This is a genomic window from Methanobrevibacter sp. UBA212 (genome assembly GCF_905233225.1).
Classification (GTDB): domain Archaea; phylum Methanobacteriota; class Methanobacteria; order Methanobacteriales; family Methanobacteriaceae; genus Methanocatella.
On sequence record NZ_CAJODJ010000018.1, the window covers coordinates 1 to 19,666 of the forward strand.

Consider the following 19,666-nt stretch of genomic DNA (forward strand, 5'->3'; position numbering starts at 1 on the left):
GCACAAATTGTTGTTTTACAACACCCTGGTGTAATTACCGTTGGATACACTCCTGTATTCCACTGTCACACTTCCCAAGTAGCATGTACTTTCTTAGAATTATCCAAAAAATTAAATCCTGCTACTGGTGCTGTTGACGAAGAAAACCCTGACTTCTTAAAAACCGGTAACGCAGCTATTGTTAAAATCAAACCTACCAAACCAATGTGTCTCGAAAACGCAAAAGAAATCCCACAAATGGGTAGATTTGCTATCAGAGATATGGGTCAAACTGTTGCAGCAGGTTTATGTCTTAACATTACCGCAGCAAAATAAGTTTGTAAACAATAATTAGAAAGTAATTTTTTACTTTCTTTCTTTTTGTTTTTTGGGAGGAGAATAAATGAATCAAGCAAGAATTAAACTTACTGGAACTGACCCAGAAAAATTAGCATACGTATGTGATCAACTTAAAAAAATTGCTGAAAGAACTGGTGTCGACTTATCTGGTCCTATCCCTTTACCAACTAAAAAGTTAGTTGTACCAACAAGAAAATCTCCAGATGGAGAAGGTAAAGCTTCATGGGAAAAATGGGAACTCAGAATTCATAAACGTTTAATCGGTATTGGAGCTGACGAACGTGCTATGAGACAAGTCATGAAAGTAAACGTTCCTGATAATGTAAGTATTGAAATTGAACTTAAAGGATAAATATTTAGAATCCTTCTAAATATTCCTTTTCATATGCCGAGATAGTCTAGTCTGGTAAGGCGCAGGACTTGAAATCCTGTGAGGTTCCCAGTCTCGGCGTTTTATATTTATCTATTTTTAAAAAAAGTTTTTAGCTTAATATCTAATTCGTCAAGATTAGATACAATATCATTTTTATTTAATTCATCTATTTTTGGTCTTTGAATCATCACAACTGCAACATCCTTTTCATTTGCAGCCTGGATTTTTTCAATGACTCCACCCACATCGCCGCTTTCCTTTGTAATCATCACGCCTGCATCATACTTTTCAATCAGCTCAAGGTTTTCCTCAAGACTGGCGGCACCTTTCATCGCAATGATGTGGGACGGATCAACGCCCAGCTTTTCACATTTTTCAATGGAGCTTTCCACATTCAGTATTCTTGGGTAGAACCTGCCGACGTCAACATGTTTCAGGATGTCTTCCATGGTATTGGCTCCTGCAAAATGCAGCACGTTTCCTTGACTGAATTTGCTTTCAATCAATTTTCCCGCTTCGTCAAATGAATCTGCATAATGGATATGTGATGTGTCCATGTTTTCAAGGTTGGTGGTAGGTCTCTCAAAGCGGATATAGGGCATTTTCAGTTCATTGGCGATGCCGGCACTTGTCTGTGTGATATGTTTGGCAAATGGGTGTGTTGCATCAATCAGCACATCAAATTTGTCCCTTTTTATTATTTCAATGATTTCATCTTTTGGCAGCGGGCGGGCAATCACCTCATCGCTTCCAGCTTTTCGGGCCAGTTCCGCCCCGTATTCTGTGGTGGTGGTAGTCATGATATGATAATTGTGAGTTTCTTTGATATGCTCGATGATGTTTGTTGAGTCCTTTGTTCCGCCCAGTAGCAGTATCTTCATTTTATCACTCTTTTCATTATTCTTTCAGCTATCACTATTGTAAATGCGACGATTATGATTACTGCCCAGTCAATCAATGAGATTGCTGTGGTTCTGAATATGATCTGCAGCTGCGGCAGGTATATGATTAACAATTGAAGTAGGAATGATAAGACAATGGCGGCATAAAGGTAAGTGCTCGGCTTGTCTGAATTCGCTTTCCTGTTGTATGCATTGAACAGCTGATACATTACGAACAGTGTGAATGCAACGGTCATCGCTTTGCTTTCGTTTGAATTTATGCTCAGCTGATAGCTGAATACTGCAATTGTTCCAATTGCCATTACGATTCCGGAAATCAATATTTCAATCAGGGTCTTTTTTGTGAGAATGTCGCCTGTTTCGGGAGGGCGATGCATCAGGTCCTTTTCGGCACCTTCAATTCCCAATGTCTGGGCCGGCGGACCGTCCATTACAATATTCAGCCATAACAGCTGAACCGGATTGAATGGAAGTGGCAGGCTCAGCAGGGATGTTCCAATAATTGTCAGTATTGCTCCGACATTTGTTGAAACCTGGAATTTGACGAATCTTTTGATGTTGTCATATATCTTACGGCCTTCCTTGACTGCCTTGACAATTGTTGCAAAGTCGTTGTTTTCTAAAATCATGTCTGCTGATTCCTTTGCAACGTCTGTACCGTCACCCATTGCAACTCCGATTGATGCCTTTTTAAGTGCTGGCGCATCGTTTACGCCGTCACCTGTCATTGCAACAATGTTGCCTGAACTTTTAAGGGCTTCAACGATTCTCATTTTCTGTTTTGGCTTTACCCTTGCATACACTTGGATGTCATCTGCAATTGTCAGGTACTCTTCGGTGGTGAGCTTTTCAAGTTCATCTCCGGTTATTGTCCTTCCTGTTGTAAGGATTCCCAGGTTTTTTGCAATTGAGCAGGCTGTCTTTTCATGATCGCCTGTAATCATCTTTACCTTGATTCCGGCTTTCAGGCAATCGCTTACGGCCTTTTTGGCATCTTTTTTCGGAGGGTCGGCAAGTCCGAGAAGTCCTGTGAAAGTCAGATTTTCCTCAGGCTCATCATCATCTTCAACCTTGTATGCAAATCCGATTACTCTCAAGCCATGACCGCTCATTTCATCAATTTTTTTAATTATAATTTCCTCGCTTTCAGCATCAATAATTTTAATACTTCCATCATAATCTATGTGTTTGCACTTGTCTAGAATTATTTCTGGAGCACCTTTTGTAAAAACAATATTCTTTTCACCGTTTAGGCTATGTATAGTGGTCATCATTTTACGATTGCTGTCAAGAGGTATTTCATCAACTCTTTTTAAGTCGCCTTTATGATTTTGGCAGAATTTTAAAATCCCTCCATCAGTCTGGTCGCCTATGGCTTCTCCGTTTGAGATGCTGGCGTTGTTGCATAGTTTTCCAATTTCCAGTGTTCTGTCTTCATTTGTAAAATAGGATTCAACAACGGTCATTTTGTTTTCGGTCAGTGTACCTGTCTTGTCACTGCAGATGATTGTGCATGACCCCAATGTTTCAACAGACAATAATCTTTTGACGATTGCCTGGGATTTGGCCATCTCGGACATGCCTAATGCAAGTGTCAATGTCAAAACGGCAGGCAACCCTTCAGGAATTGCCGCAACGGCAAGGGAAACTGCAGTCATGAATGTCTCGACAAGAGGGATTCCTTTAAAGAGTTCCAAAACAAAGATGGCGATACACACGGCAATTGCAATTAGTGAAAGTGTCTTTCCAAGCCTTCCCACTTTTGCCTTCAATGGTGTGTCCTCGTCATCCTCCTGAACAACTTCTGCAATCTCGCCGACTTGGGTCTTCATTCCGATGGCTTTGACAACGCCCACTGCATTTCCGGAGAGGATATTGCAGTCCATATAGACTTCATCTTCAATTTCCTTTTTGACAGCTTCGGATTCTCCGGTCAAGGATGATTCGTCACAGGTCAGGTTATTTGCCTCAATCAGTACGAGGTCTGCAGGCACCTTGTCTCCCTCTTCAAGTATTACAATGTCTCCGATTGTCAGCTCCTCGGAATTTATCTGCTCAATTCTGTTTTCCCTTTTGACCACTGCAGTCTTAACAATCAGATTCTTTAGGCTTTCAACTGCCTTTTGGGAGCGGTATTCCTGAATGAAACCCATGATGACATTCAAAAGAACTGCAAGCATGATTACGCAGGCATCAATGACGTCCCCAATCGCATAGGCCGCAACGGCCGCAACTATAAGCAGGCCTATCAGAATGTCTACAAATTGGATTAGGAACAGTTTGATTAATGGTGTCGGCTTTTTCTCTTCAATCTTGTTTAGGCCATACTCCTTTTGCCTTTCAAGGACTTCCTGTTTGCTGAGCCCCTCTGCTGATGAGTCAAATTGCGATAGAACGTTTTCCATTACATCACCTTAAAGTGTAAAAACTTGCCCTTTTGAAATTTTTTAATTTCATTTTAGCGTTGCCTGTATTTAAATCTTCGTTTGTCAACGGCTTGATAATGAGCTGGGATCCGATTTCAACTGCGAGCCTGACGATGTATGGCTGAAGTTCGCTTGGGGGTCTTATCGAATAGATGATGTCAATATCTTTGTATAACTCCATATTGGGGTTTGTAATGTCGTCTTTTATGACTGTTTCATCTTTCGGAGCAATGTCCGTTTTAATCAAATCTATATTGTCTTTTGAAGCCAGATAATCTGCAATTCTGTCAAACTTTCCAACTGCAATTTCGGCAATTTTGACATTTCTGTTTTCAGTTTCGCTTAAGATATACTCGGCAAAATCGTCCCACATTTTTTAATCCTCACTTTAATATTATTGTCATCAAAACTATTAAATACATTGATTTTTAAATTTTAATTTGCTATGCTTGTAAGAAAATTTAAGCCGAATGATTTAAAAAGAGTTTATGAAATAGAAAGCATGTCCTTCAACCAGTCTTATGGCATCAAAATGTTCCAGCAGCTGTATGAAATGGGTGTCGGTTTTTTGGTGGCAGAAGAAGATGGATATGTCATTGGATATGTTCTTTTTTGGATTAAATATGAAAATCAGGGCCATATAATTTCCATTGCAGTGGACAAGAATTACCGTCGCCTTAAAGCCGGAACAAAACTTCTTTTAAGGGCCATATCAGTGTTGTCACTTCTAAATCTTGACACTATTTATCTGGAAGTCAATGAAAACAACACTGGGGCAGTCGAATTTTACAAAACATTCAATTTTAAAATAGATAGGGTTGTTCCGGGATATTATGAAGATGGTGCAGGTGCCATACTGATGTATCTGCACTTAAATGCGGGTAAAATTCCCAGATAGGATTTGTTTGTATTGGGATATTGCATCTGCAGGGATGTTTCCGGTTGCATATAAGACGGCTATTAGCGCAATGTAGAATACGAATATTGCCAATTGGATATGCCCATGCTTTCGAGCAACAGGGTCCTTTCTTGTTGAAAGATAGATTGCAATAATCAATCCGAGTATTCCTCCCAAAATTGAGAAAAGATAACCGAAAAATATCAGCCATCTGCTTGTCCTGTTTTGCTTTTGTTCGGGAGGACTCTGCACAACCTCTTTTTGAATGACAATAGGACCAAGGTTAGTGGTGCTTGTTTTTTCAAATTGTTGCTTAAAGATTAATGGAGTACCGCATTTGACACAATATTCGGCTTCCGGAGGATTGTGGAATCCGCATGATGGACATGTGTCTGAATCCACTTCTATTTTTGGAAATTCATGTCCGCATTTTATACAAAAACCATAAATATCGTCTGCAGCACTTCCGCATTGGGGGCATCTTCTAATCATACTATCACTTAATTAAATAATTGATAGCAATTACCTTATAAATGTTTTTAAATTTAGTTAAGTTTATTATGCTTGTCTAAGATAGATATTTTAATGATTGAAAAAATCGAAATCACACAAAGGTTTAATTTTAAAAGGCTTAATCGTCACTATGAGTGTTTCACCATTGATATGGTTAACAACAATGCATATTATAAGATTTCAGAGAGGGGAAGCGGCGATAAGTTTTTGAGCGAACATTCCCTTTGTGACTCATCATGGATTGACATACTGGTCGATTTGAGGAAGAGCATGACCAGCAGGATTCATAATTTCACCGATTCCCAAAAGGATAAATTCCTGCATGATTTTGATGATTTGAAATTGTTTGATGGCTTTGTCTCAGAAGAGTTCACCTATTTTGAAAAGATAGAGCTTGTCTATTCATGCAACGTCATAATATATTCGACGGACAATTTCGAGGAATACAGCTTCAAGAACAATTTCCCTCCAAACTGGATTGGATTCGGAGAAATATTAAAGGAGCTTTTTGATTTTGACGTTCTGCACCTCAACTATCAAAAGCAGCTCGTAACTCCACTTTATTTTGACATCAGAAGGGATGGCGTTTATTTGGAAGATAAATTGGATATCAAAGCCATTGAATTTGGCCATTATCAGACCTATCCTTATGAGCTTCCAAATCCTCGGCTGATCATTAACTTTCAGGAGGATAAAATCGATGGATACATTGAAAAGGAATTGACCGGCATTGACAGGAATCTTATCCTGGGATTGCTTGAGAGATATCATGTCTACATGTGGATTTTTGATGAATATCACAAGAAGTCAAATGCCCGTGACCCCGATGATTTGGAAGGTTATGACTGGTATCTGGAAATTGTCTTTGAAGGCGATATCATATGGCACATATTCGGATATAATGACTATCCCGACACTTACGTTGGCCTGGCACGTGAGGTGATTGAAATCACCGGCATGGACTTGCTTGAGGTTGATACGATTTCCAGTGGTGATTTGGAACTCTTTGACAAGTTTTGCGATGAAAAATTAGCTGACTAGCTCAATATACTCTTCAAGCAAATCAAACAATTCTTCTTTTGTATTCATCTTAAATATTCTTGGCTTTATCTCGGAGCTTCTCCACTGGCCCTTCAGATAATATGCCGTATGTGTCCTCATCTTGTGCATTGCAACCTTTTCGGGTCTGATTTCGCTAAGTAGCTCCGCATGCCTTTTAATCATTTCGATCTTCTCATCCAGAGTGACTTCTTCAGGCTCTGTTCCGTCATCCAGATAGTCAATGCACTGCCTTATGAGCCATGGGTTTCCAAGAACCCCACGGCCGATCATCACTGCATCGCAGCCTGTTTCATCAATCATTTTGTGGGCATCATAACATGACCAGATGTCTCCGTTTCCGATGACTGGTATTGAAAGGGATTCCTTGACGTCCCTGATTATTGACCAGTCTGCACTTTCACCGTATCTCTGCTCTCTTGTTCTTGGATGGACTGTTATTGCTGATGCTCCTGCATCCTCAACAATTCCTGCAACTTCAAGGGCGTTTATGCAGCTTTCGTCCCATCCGCTTCTGATTTTTGCGGTTACCGGAACATGGACACTTTCAACAACTGCCTCCACGATTTCACCAATCTTTGGAGGGTTTTTGAGAAGTGCGCTTCCTGCCTGTGACCTGACTGCCACCTTTGGAACCGGACAGCCCATGTTGATGTCGATGATGTCTGGTTTCATGGTCTTTTCAATGTATTCTGCAGCTATCTTGAATGATTTGGCTTCGGCTCCGAATATCTGCTGGGATATTGGTCTTTCTGCATCCGTCATGTAAAGCATTTCCTGTGTTCTTGTGTTTTCATACATTATTGCCTTGTCTGACACCATTTCAGTTTCAATCAGTCCGCATCCCATTGATTTGGCTATTCTTCTGAATGCCGAATCGCATATTCCTGCCATTGGCGCAAGGACCACCTGGTTGTCTATTTTAACATTTCCGATTTTCCATTTCATAGAAGTCACATTGAATTATGCAGTTTTTCCTTGTTTTTTCATTAATTATTTATATTTGTATTTATATAATTATATCTATTATATTAATTTAATTATTATAGGGATAACATGGCTAGTGTATCATCAAAAGAGTTATATGAATTTAAAAAGACATTAAAAGAATTAGCAAATAAGAGAGGTAGAGGTACTGAGCTTGTTTCCGTTTATATTCCACCATCCAAACAGTTGAGTGATGTTGGTAAGCACATGAGAGATGAAATGGGTCAGAGTGCTAACATTAAGAGTAAACAAACAAGGAAAAACGTACAGTCTGCAATTGCGGTTATTTTGGAAAGTATCAAATTATACAAACAGCCTCCTGAAAACGGTATCGTCCTTTTTGTGGGAATGATTCCTAAAGGTGGTCCTGGAACTGAAAAGATGGAGAAATACATTTTGGAGCCACCTGAACCTGTTCAGACTTACTGGTATAAATGTAACAATGAGTTTTTCGTAGAGCCTTTGGAGTATATGATTGAGGAGCACGATGTCTATGGTGTGGCTGTTATTGACAGAAACGAAGCCACTTATGGTACTTTGAAAGGTAAAAGGGAAAACATTCTGGGTCACTTGACAAGTGGAGTTCCTGGAAAACATAAGGCAGGGGGTCAGTCACAGAGAAGGTTTGACCGTGTAATTGAGGATCTCGCTCACCAGTTTTTAAAACGTATCGGAGACCATATGAATGAGGCTTACCTTCCGCTTAAGGATGACTTGAAGGGAATCATTCTTGGAGGTCCGGGATTTACCAAAAAGGATTTCTACGATGGCGACTATCTCCAGTATGAGCTTAAGGATAAGGTCATATCCATTGTTGACACTTCCTACACCGGTGAAGAGGGAATCCGTGAGGTTATCACAAAATCCGCCGATGATTTGGAAAACCTTGACGTAATGCATGAAAAGAAACTTGTTCAAAGGTTCATCAAGGAGCTGATCAAGGAAAAGGGTCTTGCATCCTATGGGGAGGATGAGGTTAGAAGAAACCTGATTATGGGTGCAGTTGACGTATTGCTTCTGTCTGAGGATTTGTCAAGCATGCGTAAGACATTCGTCTGTTCAGGCTGCGGTCACGAGGAAAAAATCACCGTCAAGTCACAGGCTGAAGCGGATAACATGCATAAGAAGTGTCCTGACTGCGGTGACAATCTCAAAGAGCAGGATTCAATAGACATTGATGATGAATTTGTTGAATTGGCTGAAGAGATGAATACTGATGTTGAATTTATTTCCACTGAAACTGAAGAAGGTATGCAACTGTTCAGGGCATTTGGTGGAATTGCAGCAGTTTTAAGGTATTACGTAGACTATTAATTATAACAGTTTGGAGACTTGTCCGGATGTGTTATAATGTCACTTTTTCTTTTTTCTTTTTTTGTATAATATTCGCTTAGACCTTCTTCTTGGCGTATCTGGTTGATTAATTTGAAAAATATTTGTTTTGGAACTGTTTTTTCTTTGTTTATTTCAACATATAGTGAATGCAGGCTCCTGTTTTTGCTCAGATAATTTTCCTTGAGTGTTTCATATTGAGTTTTGCTTATCATATTTTATCACTTTGTTTATTAAAAATTAATTTTTACCCATTTTTAATTATTGATTTGTAAATTATGATATATAAAGTAATATGCTTTTTAAATTTCTATATATTTTTGTTTAAAATTTTTGAGTATTTTTCTTTTTTGTTCGATTTTTCAGATGTAATATATGATTTACTAGAACATTTTCATTCTTTCATCTTCGGAAATTTTATGGTGGAAGATGCTTTCCGACTTTGTTTATGTATTGATAATTTTTATTGTAGATTGTAGAAAAATTTTTGAAAAGATTTAAAAATTAAAATAGATGTTTCTATATTTTTTATAATTTGTATAATATTTATCTTAATTTTTATGAATGATATTGATTTATTTTTAGTAAAAATTGAATAATATTTAAATATGAGGAAGTGCAAATAATTAATTATATTGTTAAAATTTAATGATATAATTTTTATAATTTTATTCGGAGGAATAATTTTGTCATACGTAGATGAAGTAATTGAAACTATAATAGAACAAAACCCTTCAGAACCTGAATTTCACCAAGCTATTCGTGAAGTTTTAGAATCATTAAGGGTAGTAATTGAAGAAAACGAAGAAGAATACAAAAAAAATGCACTTCTTGAAAGGTTAACAAACCCTGAAAGACAGTTCAAATTCCGTGTTCCATGGGTAGACGACAACGGTCAAGTACAAGTAAACACCGGTTACAGGGTACAGTTCAACTCAGCAATTGGACCTTACAAAGGCGGATTACGTTTCCACCCATCAGTAAACCTCGGAATCATCAAATTCTTAGGTTTCGAACAAATCTTCAAAAACTCCTTAACCGGACTTCCAATCGGCGGAGGTAAAGGTGGATCCGACTTTGATCCTAAAGGAAAATCTGACAGGGAAATCATGGCATTCTGTCAAAGTTTCATGACTGAATTATGCAAATACATCGGTGCAGACACTGACGTTCCTGCAGGGGATATCGGTGTAGGTGGCCGAGAAATCGGTTTCTTATTTGGACAATACAAAAGAATCAGAGGATTATACGAAGGAGTATTGACTGGTAAAGGATTATCCTTCGGAGGATCTCTTGCAAGAACCGAAGCTACAGGATATGGATTATTATACTTCACAAACGCAATGTTAAAAGCAAATGATATTGACATCAAAGGTAAAACCATTGTCGTATCAGGTGCAGGTAACGTAGCTACCTACGCTATCCAGAAAGCACAACAATTAGGCGGTAACCCAGTAACCTGTTCCGATTCCACCGGATGGATCTACGACCCAGAAGGAATCGACGTAGAGTTATTAAAAGAAGTAAAAGAAGTAAGACGTGAAAGATTAACCGCTTATGCTGAAGCAAGACCTTCTGCAGAATACCACGAAGGCAAAGGTGTATGGTCCATCAAATGTGACATCGCATTACCATGTGCTACCCAAAACGAATTGCAATTAGAAGATGCTAAAATCCTAGTTGAAAACGGCGTTTTAGCTGTTGCTGAAGGAGCAAACATGCCAACCACTATTGAAGCAACCGAATACTTGCAGGAAAACGGAGTATTATTCGCACCTGGTAAAGCTTCCAACGCTGGTGGAGTAGCAACTTCCGCACTTGAAATGTCACAAAACTCAGAAAGATTATCTTGGACATTTGAAGAGGTTGACGGCAAACTTCAAACCATTATGGAAACTATCTTTGAAAATGCTGCAGCTGCTGCTGAAGAATACGGCATGGACAAAAACTATGTCGCAGGAGCAAACATTGCAGGATTCAAGAAAGTAGTTGACGCTATGAACGCACAAGGCATCGTATAGATGTCCTTGCTTATTTTTTCTTTTTTTAGTATAATTATTTGTTATTTTGTTATTGTATAATTTTTATTTATATTTAGAATAATAAAATACTTTTTAGTTTAATTTTTGGAGTTTAGAGTATTTGTGGATAGTTTTATTCACTCTTTTTTGTTTTACGATGTAGGGTGGTATCACTTGGGTCATCGTGTGTTTTTTTTAGGTGATGGTATTGTCGTGTTTTATTTGGTGGTTATTGTGTTTGTGTTTTTCTGCTTTTTGAATATAGTTGTGATTTTACACATTTGTGATTTTTCACATTTTTGCACTTCAAAAAATTTCATTATTTTTCAATATATATCTTTTGTTGGAATAGGTTTCAGGTTAGTTGTCTCCAATAGGATATATTAATTTACAATAAATATAAATAATATATTAAATATAATTAATGTATCTGATTAACTTTAATATACTGGAGGATTCGCTATGTCTATGAAAACTATTCGAGTAACTGAAGAGGTTCACACAAAACTAGCTCATTTGGGCTTGAAGTCCGAAACATATAATGATATTATAGCTAGATTAATAGAGGTGTATGAAAGAATGTATTTTGATGAATTAAGTGATGAAGAAGCAGATTACTATAATGAAAGAATTAGGCATTTTGAAAATGGGGACTATAACGGCACTAGAAAAGTTGATTTAAATGCCCTCAAAAAATAATTCGGAAGTGCATTATGAACTTTTTGAGGATAAAAAAGCAATAAGATTCATGGATAATCATTCTGATGATGAAAAATTGATAAGGAGGATACATGGTAAATATTATCAATTAGCTGTTGATCCGTATAAAGAAGCAGAAAGTTCATTTAGAAGTAGAAAATGTCCTAAATGTAAGAAAATAAGGGTGGGCGATTATAGAATCATATATTTCATCAATGAATCAACTAAAGAGGTTGAAATAATTGATATTGGTCCAAGAAGATCAATCTATAAAAAATGGAATTGATTCTTTCAAAGTATGGTGGTATCGCCCTATTTCCGCACAAGAAATCGTATAGATTTCCTTGTTTCTTTTTTTCTTTTTTTTGTTTAACAGAATTTTCAAAGTTCAAAATTGAAGCTCACGGTGGTGAATTTCATGCCGCTGTCCCTGATTTTTTTGGATTTGATGTCAACATCCCCATATTGCTTTAAAAAGGAGTTGATTTCTCTTGAGACGGAGTCATAATTTCTCCTGTCATAAACCCGGTAGTTTCCCATGAATTTGACTGTCTCTTTTGTTTTCAGGATGTTTACCTTATCCAGCCTGAATGATTCGCCGTTTTTTTCCAGAACGGAGTTTATTTTCTCCAATATCTCTGCTTTGATTTTCTGTTTTTCCTCATCACTGATCATGATATTCTCTCCTAATTTTCTTTTAACAGAAGTTTTAAAAAACAAATCATTAAAATATAATGTTTTCTTAATTATTATAATTTGTTAAAGGTTTTATAAAAAAATAAGGGGTTAGAGATTTAAATCTCTAACGTCTAACTTTTAAGGTTGCTTTTACAACATCACTCAAATAGCTCACTTTGATTGTGTATTTTTTACCGGCTTTGAGTTTTTTGATGAGTGATTTTTTGAGGGTTACCTTGGCGATACCTTTCTTGTTGGTTTTTGCCTTGTAGGTTTTGCCTTTGACCTTGAATTTGATGACTTTGCCTTTGAGGGCGGTTTTTCCTTTTTTGAGGGTAGCCTTCAATACAAGTTTTTTGGCTGACTTTTTGACTTTGACGGTTTTTTTGGTTTTCAAGACCTGTTTTACTGTTAATGTGTTTTTAACTGTTTGGCCTTTGTATGTTGTGGAAATTGTGTATTTTCCTGGAGTGATTTTGGAAGGTATTTTCAAGATTGCGTAACCTTCTTCATCGGTTTTTACATTAAATATGTGTTTGCCGATTTTAATGGTTACAATTTCGTCTTCTTCAACAAACTTGCCTGTATCATCTCTTACGCGCACCTTGTATGTGTGTCCGTCATCATAGTACATGTTGACGTTTGCATTTCCATAGAATCTTGAAACTATATTGATGGTGACTCTTAATGTTTCGCCATTTTTCGGATTTACATAGTCAATGTAGTGTTTTCCGATTGGATTAGTAGGATGGATGTTGATACTTAATATACCTTCTTCGTTTGTTATTGCACCGGAAAGTTCTTGATTATCAAATTTGGCGGTTACTTGGGTATTTGCGAGAGGATTTCCATTTGGATTAATGAACTGCACTCCAAAAGATCCGCCTGCATTGTATGCCAATGTCATATCTTTTTGGTCATCGCTGAAAATGGTTGTTTTTATTAACACTGGTGTTGAGATAGTCTGATTGTTGTAGGTTATGGTTACAAGGTATTCTCCGACAGGCAGAACTCCCAATGAAATGTTTCCGGTATTATTGACGATTGGTATTGTGTAATTTCTATTGTTGAAGCTCGCTTGAATTGTATTGCCTTCAAAAATATTGTAAAAAGAAAATATTGTTTCAGTTGAGTTATCATAATAGTTTACAACGTTTTTGGTAATCTCGCTATTGTGATATGTGTATGCCTTAATCGGAGCAAAGTAACCTCTGGTTCCTAGGTCAATCTTTTTACCGTCATCATAAATGTAATTCACATTATGCATGAGGATACTTCTTGAATTTTTAACATACGGCACTGAAGCGGATTTTATCCTGATTTCAAAAGTTAAATTTTCATCCACTGCAATGTACTTGTTCAATTTAACTGTTTCATATCCCGCATGGCTTGATTTTCCGCTTTGGCTGTAGACCATGCGGCCATCGACATATACTGAAATGGTATATGGGCTGCTTGCGGTTTCAAAGTAGGTTCCAACAGCAGCAATTATATCTCCGTTTTTGCTGGTATATATCTGTCCGTATGTATTGTAGTCGTCGTCAAATAAGTGCAGTCCGATGATTCCATTCTGATAAAGTTTCTCGTATTGCTCCACATTGTCAAATGTGAATCCCACAACATCTTGAGTTAATGATTTGTCGTAGTATGAGACATAGAAGTATCCTCCATCTCCCCATTCACTTCCCCAACTGTTTTTACAAATCCAGGCACCTTTGCCAGGAGCTGGTGTTGAGAAATGGTCTTTTGAAAAATTATCATCCCATCCGACTAATGTCACGTAATGGTTTGCCCCGTATTCGTTGTTGTACACTGAGTGGTATGTGGGACTGTAGGATTGGTCTTGTGAATTTGCACCGTATAGAAACATGTTCATTGCACCATATGTTGTCAGGTATTCCTTGATGGCATTCTTGTCCTTTATGTTTATGAAAACTGCGTTTACGGTATGAACCGCATGAGGGCCATATTGTAGGGTAGAAACTTTTCCAAGCTCATCATAAAAATCATCGGTTGTGTTGATTGCCCCTAACCAGCTTGCAAAGTATGCGGCGGTTGTAACCATGTTTCCAGCCTCGGTTGTGCTGGTTTGTCCGAATTCAGAATACGGCAGACAGAGGCTTTTAATATTGTTTTCGGAAATGTCCAGTTCTATCCCTGTTGCAATCAGGTATGATGATTCAAATGCTCCTGCTGCTCCAAATGCCCAGCATGAACCCATTGAGCCCTGGTCTTTAACACGGGTAACCAATCCCCAATCATTCAGATTGAAGTAAGAATCCTTAGCGGAGCCTGGAATAGGCTGAGGATTCAATATGATTGCTTCACCGTTGTATCTTATGAGATAAGTTATATTTGTCTCGTTTAGTGTGCCGTTGCATCCTTCGCAGTTTGTTATGCTGCTTCCAGTATAATCGAATTGGGTGTATATCTTATTGTTTTTGAAAGTTGCATTGTTGATTGTGTACATTATCTCATAACAGTAAATGGCTTCGCCTTTGCCTGCAGAATTATTTGCAAATGTGGAATTGACAATAATTGCCTCTCCATGATCAAGATATATGGCTCCGCCGCATCCGTCAGTTTCTCGTGCACGGTTGTTTGTAAATGAATCATTGTAAATGGCTACATTTGTCCTTGATGTGTAGACTGCTCCACCGTTTTCAGATGCAGTATTGTTTGTGAAAGTGGAGTTAATCAGAGCAAGTGTTCCTCCAAGTTGGAGTATTGCCCCTCCAAATTCAGCAGTGTTTTTGTTAAATGCAGTATTGGTGATTATGACTCTTCCTTCGCCTAGGGTATCGCTGCCGGCTGCGATATCTGCAAAGATGGCTCCACCATTTCTTCCAGCAGTGATGTTCGCAAATTCACAGTCAGTAATTAATAGTTGAGCAAATCCTTTTTCATCATCACCTTTTACCGCAACGGCGCCTCCAGTTGCATTTGCCCTTAAGTTAATGAATTTTGATCTTGTGATGTGTGTGATTCCTATATTATATATTGCTGTTGCATATTTTGAGGAAATGTTTGCAAAAGTAGTGTCTGAAACATTAATAATACTATTGATTCCATAAATCAAACTCCATTTAATAGGATTTTTGCTTGCAAATGTTGCATTTTTTATATGCATTGTAGCAGATGATGCGAATAATGCTGATCCCGCATCTTTAGCGGAACTGTCAATAAATTTATCGTTGTTACTGTAATATATACTATTGTAGGCATATATTGCACCTCCTGTATTCGGAGAAGTTGTGTTTATGAATGTGACGTTGATGGTGTTCAGTATACCATTACGCAATAGTATTGCACTGTCATTGGTGTTTTTCAATACAAGATTTTTCAATGTTAACTTTCCACCATTCATTTTAAATATATTGGTTTTGCCGTCGGCATCGATTGCATGATTATTTCCATCAATGGTGAAATTTCTATTTGTAAATTCAATGTGCTTAATACTGTCAGTATCCTTATATTTATAATCGCTTTCTAATGTTATTGAATCAGATGATTCATTTATTTTTTTTGATAGATCATCATATGACAGTTCAGGAGTATCTGAAATAACTTTCTGTGTGTCGTCAAGTTCTAATGTGTCTGGAACTGTCTGATTTGCATCTTGAGCACAGACAACTCCCACTGTCATTATCAATAAAATAGAAAGAATATGCTTATCTTATGAAATTTCATATTTTTCTCCCATATTTATATACAATTTTAATGTTTGTGTATTTTGTTATAAATAAGATATTATTGATGATTTTCAGAATCAAATTTTACCCATCCCTGCACAAAAAATCGTTTGGTTTAGGAATACTAATTTAGGAAATTATTAATTAAATAAATTAAATATATTACTTTGATGTTTACCTATCCAAGAGTTTTAAGGAAAAAGGATTTGAAAAATATTTCCAAATATCTCTGTGATGAAGAGATTAAAGATGCTTACACTAAATATTTGACAAATTACTCATTTGAGGAGTTTGTAGGCTTCTGCAGCGAGAACAGTGAAAAAAGTCTGGAAGATAAAATATTCAAGTTCACCGATTTGCAGCTGGAAAAATTCGAACCGAATTCTCTAATTTGGGTTTCTCATGTGATGATTAATTTCATGATATACTTCAATGTAAATCTGGATTATGGTCAGTATTATGATGCCTACGCTTCAGCTATCCAGCTAACCGTTCTCTCATGCGCCATGAAAATGTCAATAGAAAAGATTTCCTTTGAGGAGGTTCCATTCCCTGAAAATTCCAAAATATGTTTTGAAAAATTTTTCAGGGCACGTCCTGATTTCAGATTCAATTTAAAAAAGGATTGCGAGCTGGCTTATAAGTCATTCAATACCAATTTTAATTTCACAGACGAGGAGTTCTATATTAAAATGGAGAACCATTTCCAGAAAAACGGTTATTTGCCGTGACACTTATTTTTGCTATTTCAACGAACGATTAAGAATAACTTTATAAATAATTATTTTTAGATTATTCCATATGAAAAAATATGTCTTTATCTTAATGGCCATCATGTTGCTTGCAGTGGCTCCTGCAGTGTATAGTGCGGATTTTGAAAACAGCACCATTCCGGGCCTGAACATGACAACTGACATTGATTTGGCAATGAATGCGGCACAGAGTGAAAACAAGTCTGTAGCAATATTCTTTGATCAGGCCAGTTGCGCTTACTGCGACATGCTGAAAAATAATGTTTTAAGCAATTCTGATGTTCAAAAACAGCTGAATGAAAATTATGTCTTCGTTCTGGTTGACATCAATGAAAATCCTAAATTCGCCGATAAGTACAGGGTTTACGGAACTCCTATCATCAAGTTCATTGAGCCTAGCGGTAAGGTTACTCATGAAATCCAGGGATATGTCGAGGCTGATGAATTTCTAAAGGAGCTTAAGGAGATATAAATGGAAATATTTCCTTTGATTTCCGTTTTTACGGGAGTAATTTCAATATTGTCTCCATGTATCCTGCCGGTAATACCCATATTCGTAGCTTTCAGCCTGAAAACAAAGTCAAAAAGCGAAATTGTTTCATTCACCTTGGGACTGTTGAGCGTTTTTCTGGTTATAGTTCTTTTGACCGGATTTTTCACATCCGTTGTTTACTCATACATTTTCTATATAAGGATTCTTTCGGCTGTGCTTCTTCTCGCAATCGGAATTTTGATGCTTGTTGACTATTCATTCAGTTTCAGTATTAAATTACCGAAAGAGAGTGACGGAATTGTCGGATCATTCATTTTGGGATTTATAACGTCAATTTCATGGGCTCCGTGCTATAGTGCGTATCTGATTTCTCTCATAACACTTCTGGTGTCTTCCAGCGACTGGCCGTACGCCGTTTTCAATATACTTTTATACTGTCTGGGCTTTGGATTGATGTTATTCGTTTTAAGCCTTCTGATTTCAAAGATAAATCTTGAAAAGCTCATTGGAAAAACAAAATACATTCCAAAAATATTCGCTGTTTTAATAATTATTGGAGCAGTCTATCTGTTTTGGGAGTCATTCAAGGTGATGATTTAGGAGATTTTCGGTTAAATTATTTTGTAAAAAAATTAATAATGATGAATTATAAATAGTTATCTTGGTGTAATTATGGCTAATTATGATACAGTAGAAAGCGCAAGGGAATTCTTTTATAAAGACAAATTTGCAGTAAATGCAGGCATAACATTGGATGAGCTGACAGAAGACAAGGCTGTTTGCAGCTTAAAGATAACCGACGACCATAAGAATGCTTATGGTGGAGTGATGGGTGGTGTTATATTCACACTGGCCGATTTCGCATTTGCAGTTCTGTCAAATCAGATACACCAACTGACTGTCGCTCAGCAGGTAAGCATCAATTATCTGTCCGCTCCAAAAGGCGAAAAGCTGATTGCTGAGGCAACATGCCGCAAAAGCGGACGCACATCATCAATCGTAATCGTCAATATCTGCGATGACATCGGACGTGATGTTGCCCAGTTTGTCGGAACCGGATTTAAGTTATAGTGAGTTTTTTTTAAAACTCAATTCATCCCTTTTCTTCAAATCCAAGAAACACATTTATTTTTTTCATGCGGTCAAGGAGTTTGAAAAACTCCTTATGCTTTACTATTCCTCCACTGGTGGGATTTATCTCAAATGCTTTTTTAAATGATGCTATTGCATCGCTGATGTGGCCTGTCCTTATGAACAGTTCGCCTTGGGCAAACCAGATTTCAGCATATTCGGAGCTCATATCCAGTGCTTTTTTGAAATAATCTCTTGAAGCCTTGAAGTTTTCCATTTCAAAGCTTTCAACAGCCTTAAGCATCAAATCATGTGATGTTATTGTCAGGTTGTATTTCCTTTTAAGCAGTTGTGATTTGAGGGTGATTGCCGCCTTGTTTTTGGGTTCGATTTCAAAAACCAGATTGTAGCATTTCTCGGCTTCCTCAAATCTATTCAGTTCAACCAGGTTTCTGCCTTTTGAAAGAAGTGATCCGATATGGTAAGGATGCTTTTTTAATATCTCTTCTATGCAGTCCAGCGCCTCTGTGTGTCGATTTTCTTTTTCAAGATAATATGATTTTTGAAACAGGGCATTCATGTCTTTTGAATCGATTTTCAGTAGTTCATCAATGACTTCCATCACTTCTCCTGTTCTTTCAAGGGAGACCAATGCCGGAATCTTTAATATTAGAATTTCCTTCACGGTTTCATGTTTTAGAGTCTCATCACATTCCTTTAAAAGTATCTCGCTGTATCCTTTTGATGTGTCTTCTTCTCCAAGCACATGATATATGAATGCGAGGTTATTTAGGATTGCAATGTTTCTTGGATCTTGTGCAAGGGCTTTCAGATACATGTTTCTCGCCTTGTACATCTCTCCTTTGTTGAAGTATTTTTCTGCCTTTTCAATTGTCTTTTCCAGGCTGTTTCGCCTAAACATATGATGCCTCCTTCAGGTATTTTATGATGTTGAACAGTGCAATCAGGCTATTCGGATTCAGATTCAAAAGTTCATTTGTTGTTTCCAGGGATTTATATGGTTTGTTTAGTTGGTTCAGGGAGTGTATTTTGTATTGGAGTGCCTTTTCATTTTTCGGATATCTGTCACAGAGTTTGACGATGTTTCTGTGATAATTCTCAGCCTTTTTGTTTTGCTTTGTAATTTCATAAACCTCTGCGATTTCATTCATGCGAATTATATTTTCAAAATCAATATTGCTTTTATCTTGCATATTTTTCACCAAAACTTTTTGTAATTACTGATTATTGTTTTAATCGCTTTTAAATCTATGTATGAATTAATTGCAATATTGTAATGGACTTGTAATTATTTTAAGTCAAAATAAATATTGTTTTCAACATGGTATTTTTATTTCAAAAACCATTTGTTTTATAAATGATGAAATCAATAACTATTAAGTGACTGATTAACAAGTCGTGAAAAATAGC

21 protein-coding genes, 1 tRNA gene and 1 pseudogene are annotated in these 19,666 nt (G+C 37.1%); 13 read left to right on the forward strand and 10 right to left on the reverse strand.

Annotated elements, in window-relative coordinates:
* The 3 genes and pseudogenes from QZ138_RS05920 to QZ138_RS05930 all read left to right on the forward strand — a co-directional run.
* Positions 1–315, forward strand: a pseudogene (locus QZ138_RS05920) (elongation factor 1-alpha); the annotation flags it as partial.
* 67 nt (positions 316–382) lie between these two features.
* Positions 383–691 carry a 30S ribosomal protein S10 gene (gene rpsJ / locus QZ138_RS05925; RefSeq protein ID WP_042691424.1) on the forward strand — a complete coding sequence of 103 codons (309 nt, stop codon included), beginning with the start codon at positions 383–385 and terminating at the stop codon, positions 689–691.
* Positions 692–726: 35 nt separating this feature from the next.
* Positions 727–790 (forward strand) — tRNA-Ser (locus tag QZ138_RS05930).
* A gap of 8 nt (positions 791–798) precedes the next feature.
* Here QZ138_RS05930 and cobK read toward each other — a convergent pair.
* Genes cobK through QZ138_RS05945 form a run of 3 tightly spaced genes read right to left on the reverse strand, consistent with a single transcriptional unit; the run spans position 799 to position 4,413 of the window.
* On the reverse strand, positions 799–1,593 hold the full coding sequence (gene cobK / locus QZ138_RS05935; RefSeq protein WP_292887391.1) for a precorrin-6A reductase: 795 nt from the start codon (positions 1,591–1,593) through the stop codon (positions 799–801).
* Complete coding sequence (locus QZ138_RS05940; protein WP_292887394.1) at positions 1,590–4,019, reverse strand: calcium-translocating P-type ATPase, PMCA-type; 2,430 nt, start codon at positions 4,017–4,019, stop codon at positions 1,590–1,592. The genes cobK and QZ138_RS05940 overlap by 4 nt, the downstream gene beginning before the upstream one ends.
* A 4-nt stretch (positions 4,020–4,023) precedes the next feature.
* A complete protein-coding gene (locus tag QZ138_RS05945) occupies positions 4,024–4,413 on the reverse strand; it encodes a UPF0146 family protein (protein WP_292887397.1) in 390 nt (129 codons plus the stop codon).
* Positions 4,414–4,485: 72 nt separating this feature from the next.
* On the opposite strand from QZ138_RS05945, the gene QZ138_RS05950 reads away from it, so the two are divergent.
* On the forward strand, positions 4,486–4,938 hold the full coding sequence (locus tag QZ138_RS05950) for a GNAT family N-acetyltransferase (protein WP_292887400.1): 453 nt from the start codon (positions 4,486–4,488) through the stop codon (positions 4,936–4,938).
* On the opposite strand, the gene QZ138_RS05955 is transcribed toward QZ138_RS05950, so the two are convergent.
* The gene (locus QZ138_RS05955; RefSeq protein WP_292887403.1) at positions 4,912–5,430 is read right to left on the reverse strand and encodes a zinc ribbon domain-containing protein; all 519 of its coding nucleotides are present in this window, start codon (positions 5,428–5,430) and stop codon (positions 4,912–4,914) included. The two genes, QZ138_RS05950 and QZ138_RS05955, sit on opposite strands and share 27 nt — an antisense overlap.
* A gap of 93 nt (positions 5,431–5,523) precedes the next feature.
* Between QZ138_RS05955 and QZ138_RS05960 the strand changes: the two genes are divergently transcribed.
* Entirely contained in the window at positions 5,524–6,492 is a 969-nt protein-coding gene (locus tag QZ138_RS05960) for a hypothetical protein (RefSeq protein ID WP_292887406.1), read from the forward strand.
* On the opposite strand, the gene dusB is transcribed toward QZ138_RS05960, so the two are convergent.
* Entirely contained in the window at positions 6,481–7,458 is a 978-nt protein-coding gene (dusB, locus tag QZ138_RS05965; protein WP_292887409.1) for a tRNA dihydrouridine synthase DusB, read from the reverse strand. The genes QZ138_RS05960 and dusB overlap by 12 nt on opposite strands.
* Positions 7,459–7,566: 108 nt before the next feature.
* Here dusB and prf1 point away from each other — a divergent pair, with 108 nt between their 5' ends.
* Positions 7,567–8,811, forward strand: a complete 1,245-nt coding sequence (prf1, locus tag QZ138_RS05970; RefSeq protein WP_292887412.1) for a peptide chain release factor aRF-1 — start codon at positions 7,567–7,569, stop codon at positions 8,809–8,811.
* Here the strand turns inward: prf1 and QZ138_RS05975 are convergent.
* Positions 8,808–9,044, reverse strand: coding sequence for a hypothetical protein (locus QZ138_RS05975; protein WP_292887415.1), 237 nt, complete (start codon positions 9,042–9,044; stop codon positions 8,808–8,810). The genes prf1 and QZ138_RS05975 overlap by 4 nt on opposite strands.
* Positions 9,045–9,515: 471 nt before the next feature.
* On the opposite strand from QZ138_RS05975, the gene gdhA reads away from it, so the two are divergent.
* The 3 genes from gdhA (at position 9,516) to QZ138_RS05990 (ending at position 11,835) form a co-directional block, all read left to right on the forward strand.
* Positions 9,516–10,850: an NADP-specific glutamate dehydrogenase gene (gdhA, locus tag QZ138_RS05980; RefSeq protein WP_292887418.1), complete on the forward strand. Its 1,335-nt coding sequence runs from the start codon at positions 9,516–9,518 to the stop codon at positions 10,848–10,850.
* Between the two features lie 468 nt (positions 10,851–11,318).
* Positions 11,319–11,549: a hypothetical protein gene (locus QZ138_RS05985; RefSeq protein WP_292887421.1), complete on the forward strand. Its 231-nt coding sequence runs from the start codon at positions 11,319–11,321 to the stop codon at positions 11,547–11,549.
* Positions 11,533–11,835 (forward strand): type II toxin-antitoxin system RelE/ParE family toxin, encoded by a 303-nt coding sequence (locus QZ138_RS05990; protein WP_292887423.1) that lies wholly within the window; start codon positions 11,533–11,535, stop codon positions 11,833–11,835. The genes QZ138_RS05985 and QZ138_RS05990 overlap by 17 nt, the downstream gene beginning before the upstream one ends.
* A gap of 95 nt (positions 11,836–11,930) precedes the next feature.
* Here QZ138_RS05990 and QZ138_RS05995 read toward each other — a convergent pair whose 3' ends face one another.
* Both QZ138_RS05995 and QZ138_RS06000 read right to left on the reverse strand, forming a co-directional pair.
* Positions 11,931–12,224, reverse strand: a complete 294-nt coding sequence (locus QZ138_RS05995) for a hypothetical protein (RefSeq protein ID WP_292887425.1) — start codon at positions 12,222–12,224, stop codon at positions 11,931–11,933.
* A gap of 127 nt (positions 12,225–12,351) precedes the next feature.
* On the reverse strand, positions 12,352–15,873 hold the full coding sequence (locus QZ138_RS06000) for a C1 family peptidase (RefSeq protein ID WP_292887643.1): 3,522 nt from the start codon (positions 15,871–15,873) through the stop codon (positions 12,352–12,354).
* A 216-nt stretch (positions 15,874–16,089) separates the two neighbouring features.
* Between QZ138_RS06000 and QZ138_RS06005 the strand changes: the two genes are divergently transcribed.
* The 4 genes from QZ138_RS06005 (at position 16,090) to QZ138_RS06020 (ending at position 18,235) form a co-directional block, all read left to right on the forward strand.
* Positions 16,090–16,650: a hypothetical protein gene (locus tag QZ138_RS06005; protein WP_292887427.1), complete on the forward strand. Its 561-nt coding sequence runs from the start codon at positions 16,090–16,092 to the stop codon at positions 16,648–16,650.
* Positions 16,651–16,720: 70 nt separating this feature from the next.
* Positions 16,721–17,143 (forward strand): thioredoxin family protein, encoded by a 423-nt coding sequence (locus QZ138_RS06010; protein WP_292887430.1) that lies wholly within the window; start codon positions 16,721–16,723, stop codon positions 17,141–17,143.
* Complete coding sequence (locus QZ138_RS06015) at positions 17,144–17,764, forward strand: cytochrome c biogenesis CcdA family protein (RefSeq protein ID WP_292887433.1); 621 nt, start codon at positions 17,144–17,146, stop codon at positions 17,762–17,764.
* Positions 17,765–17,836: 72 nt separating this feature from the next.
* Complete coding sequence (locus QZ138_RS06020; protein WP_292887436.1) at positions 17,837–18,235, forward strand: PaaI family thioesterase; 399 nt, start codon at positions 17,837–17,839, stop codon at positions 18,233–18,235.
* A gap of 22 nt (positions 18,236–18,257) precedes the next feature.
* On the opposite strand, the gene QZ138_RS06025 is transcribed toward QZ138_RS06020, so the two are convergent.
* Both QZ138_RS06025 and QZ138_RS06030 read right to left on the reverse strand, forming a co-directional pair.
* Positions 18,258–19,157 carry a lipopolysaccharide assembly protein LapB gene (locus tag QZ138_RS06025; RefSeq protein WP_292887438.1) on the reverse strand — a complete coding sequence of 300 codons (900 nt, stop codon included), beginning with the start codon at positions 19,155–19,157 and terminating at the stop codon, positions 18,258–18,260.
* Positions 19,150–19,449: a hypothetical protein gene (locus QZ138_RS06030; protein ID WP_292887440.1), complete on the reverse strand. Its 300-nt coding sequence runs from the start codon at positions 19,447–19,449 to the stop codon at positions 19,150–19,152. Before QZ138_RS06030 ends, QZ138_RS06025 begins: the two co-directional genes overlap by 8 nt.
* Positions 19,450–19,666: the final 217 nt, after the last annotated feature.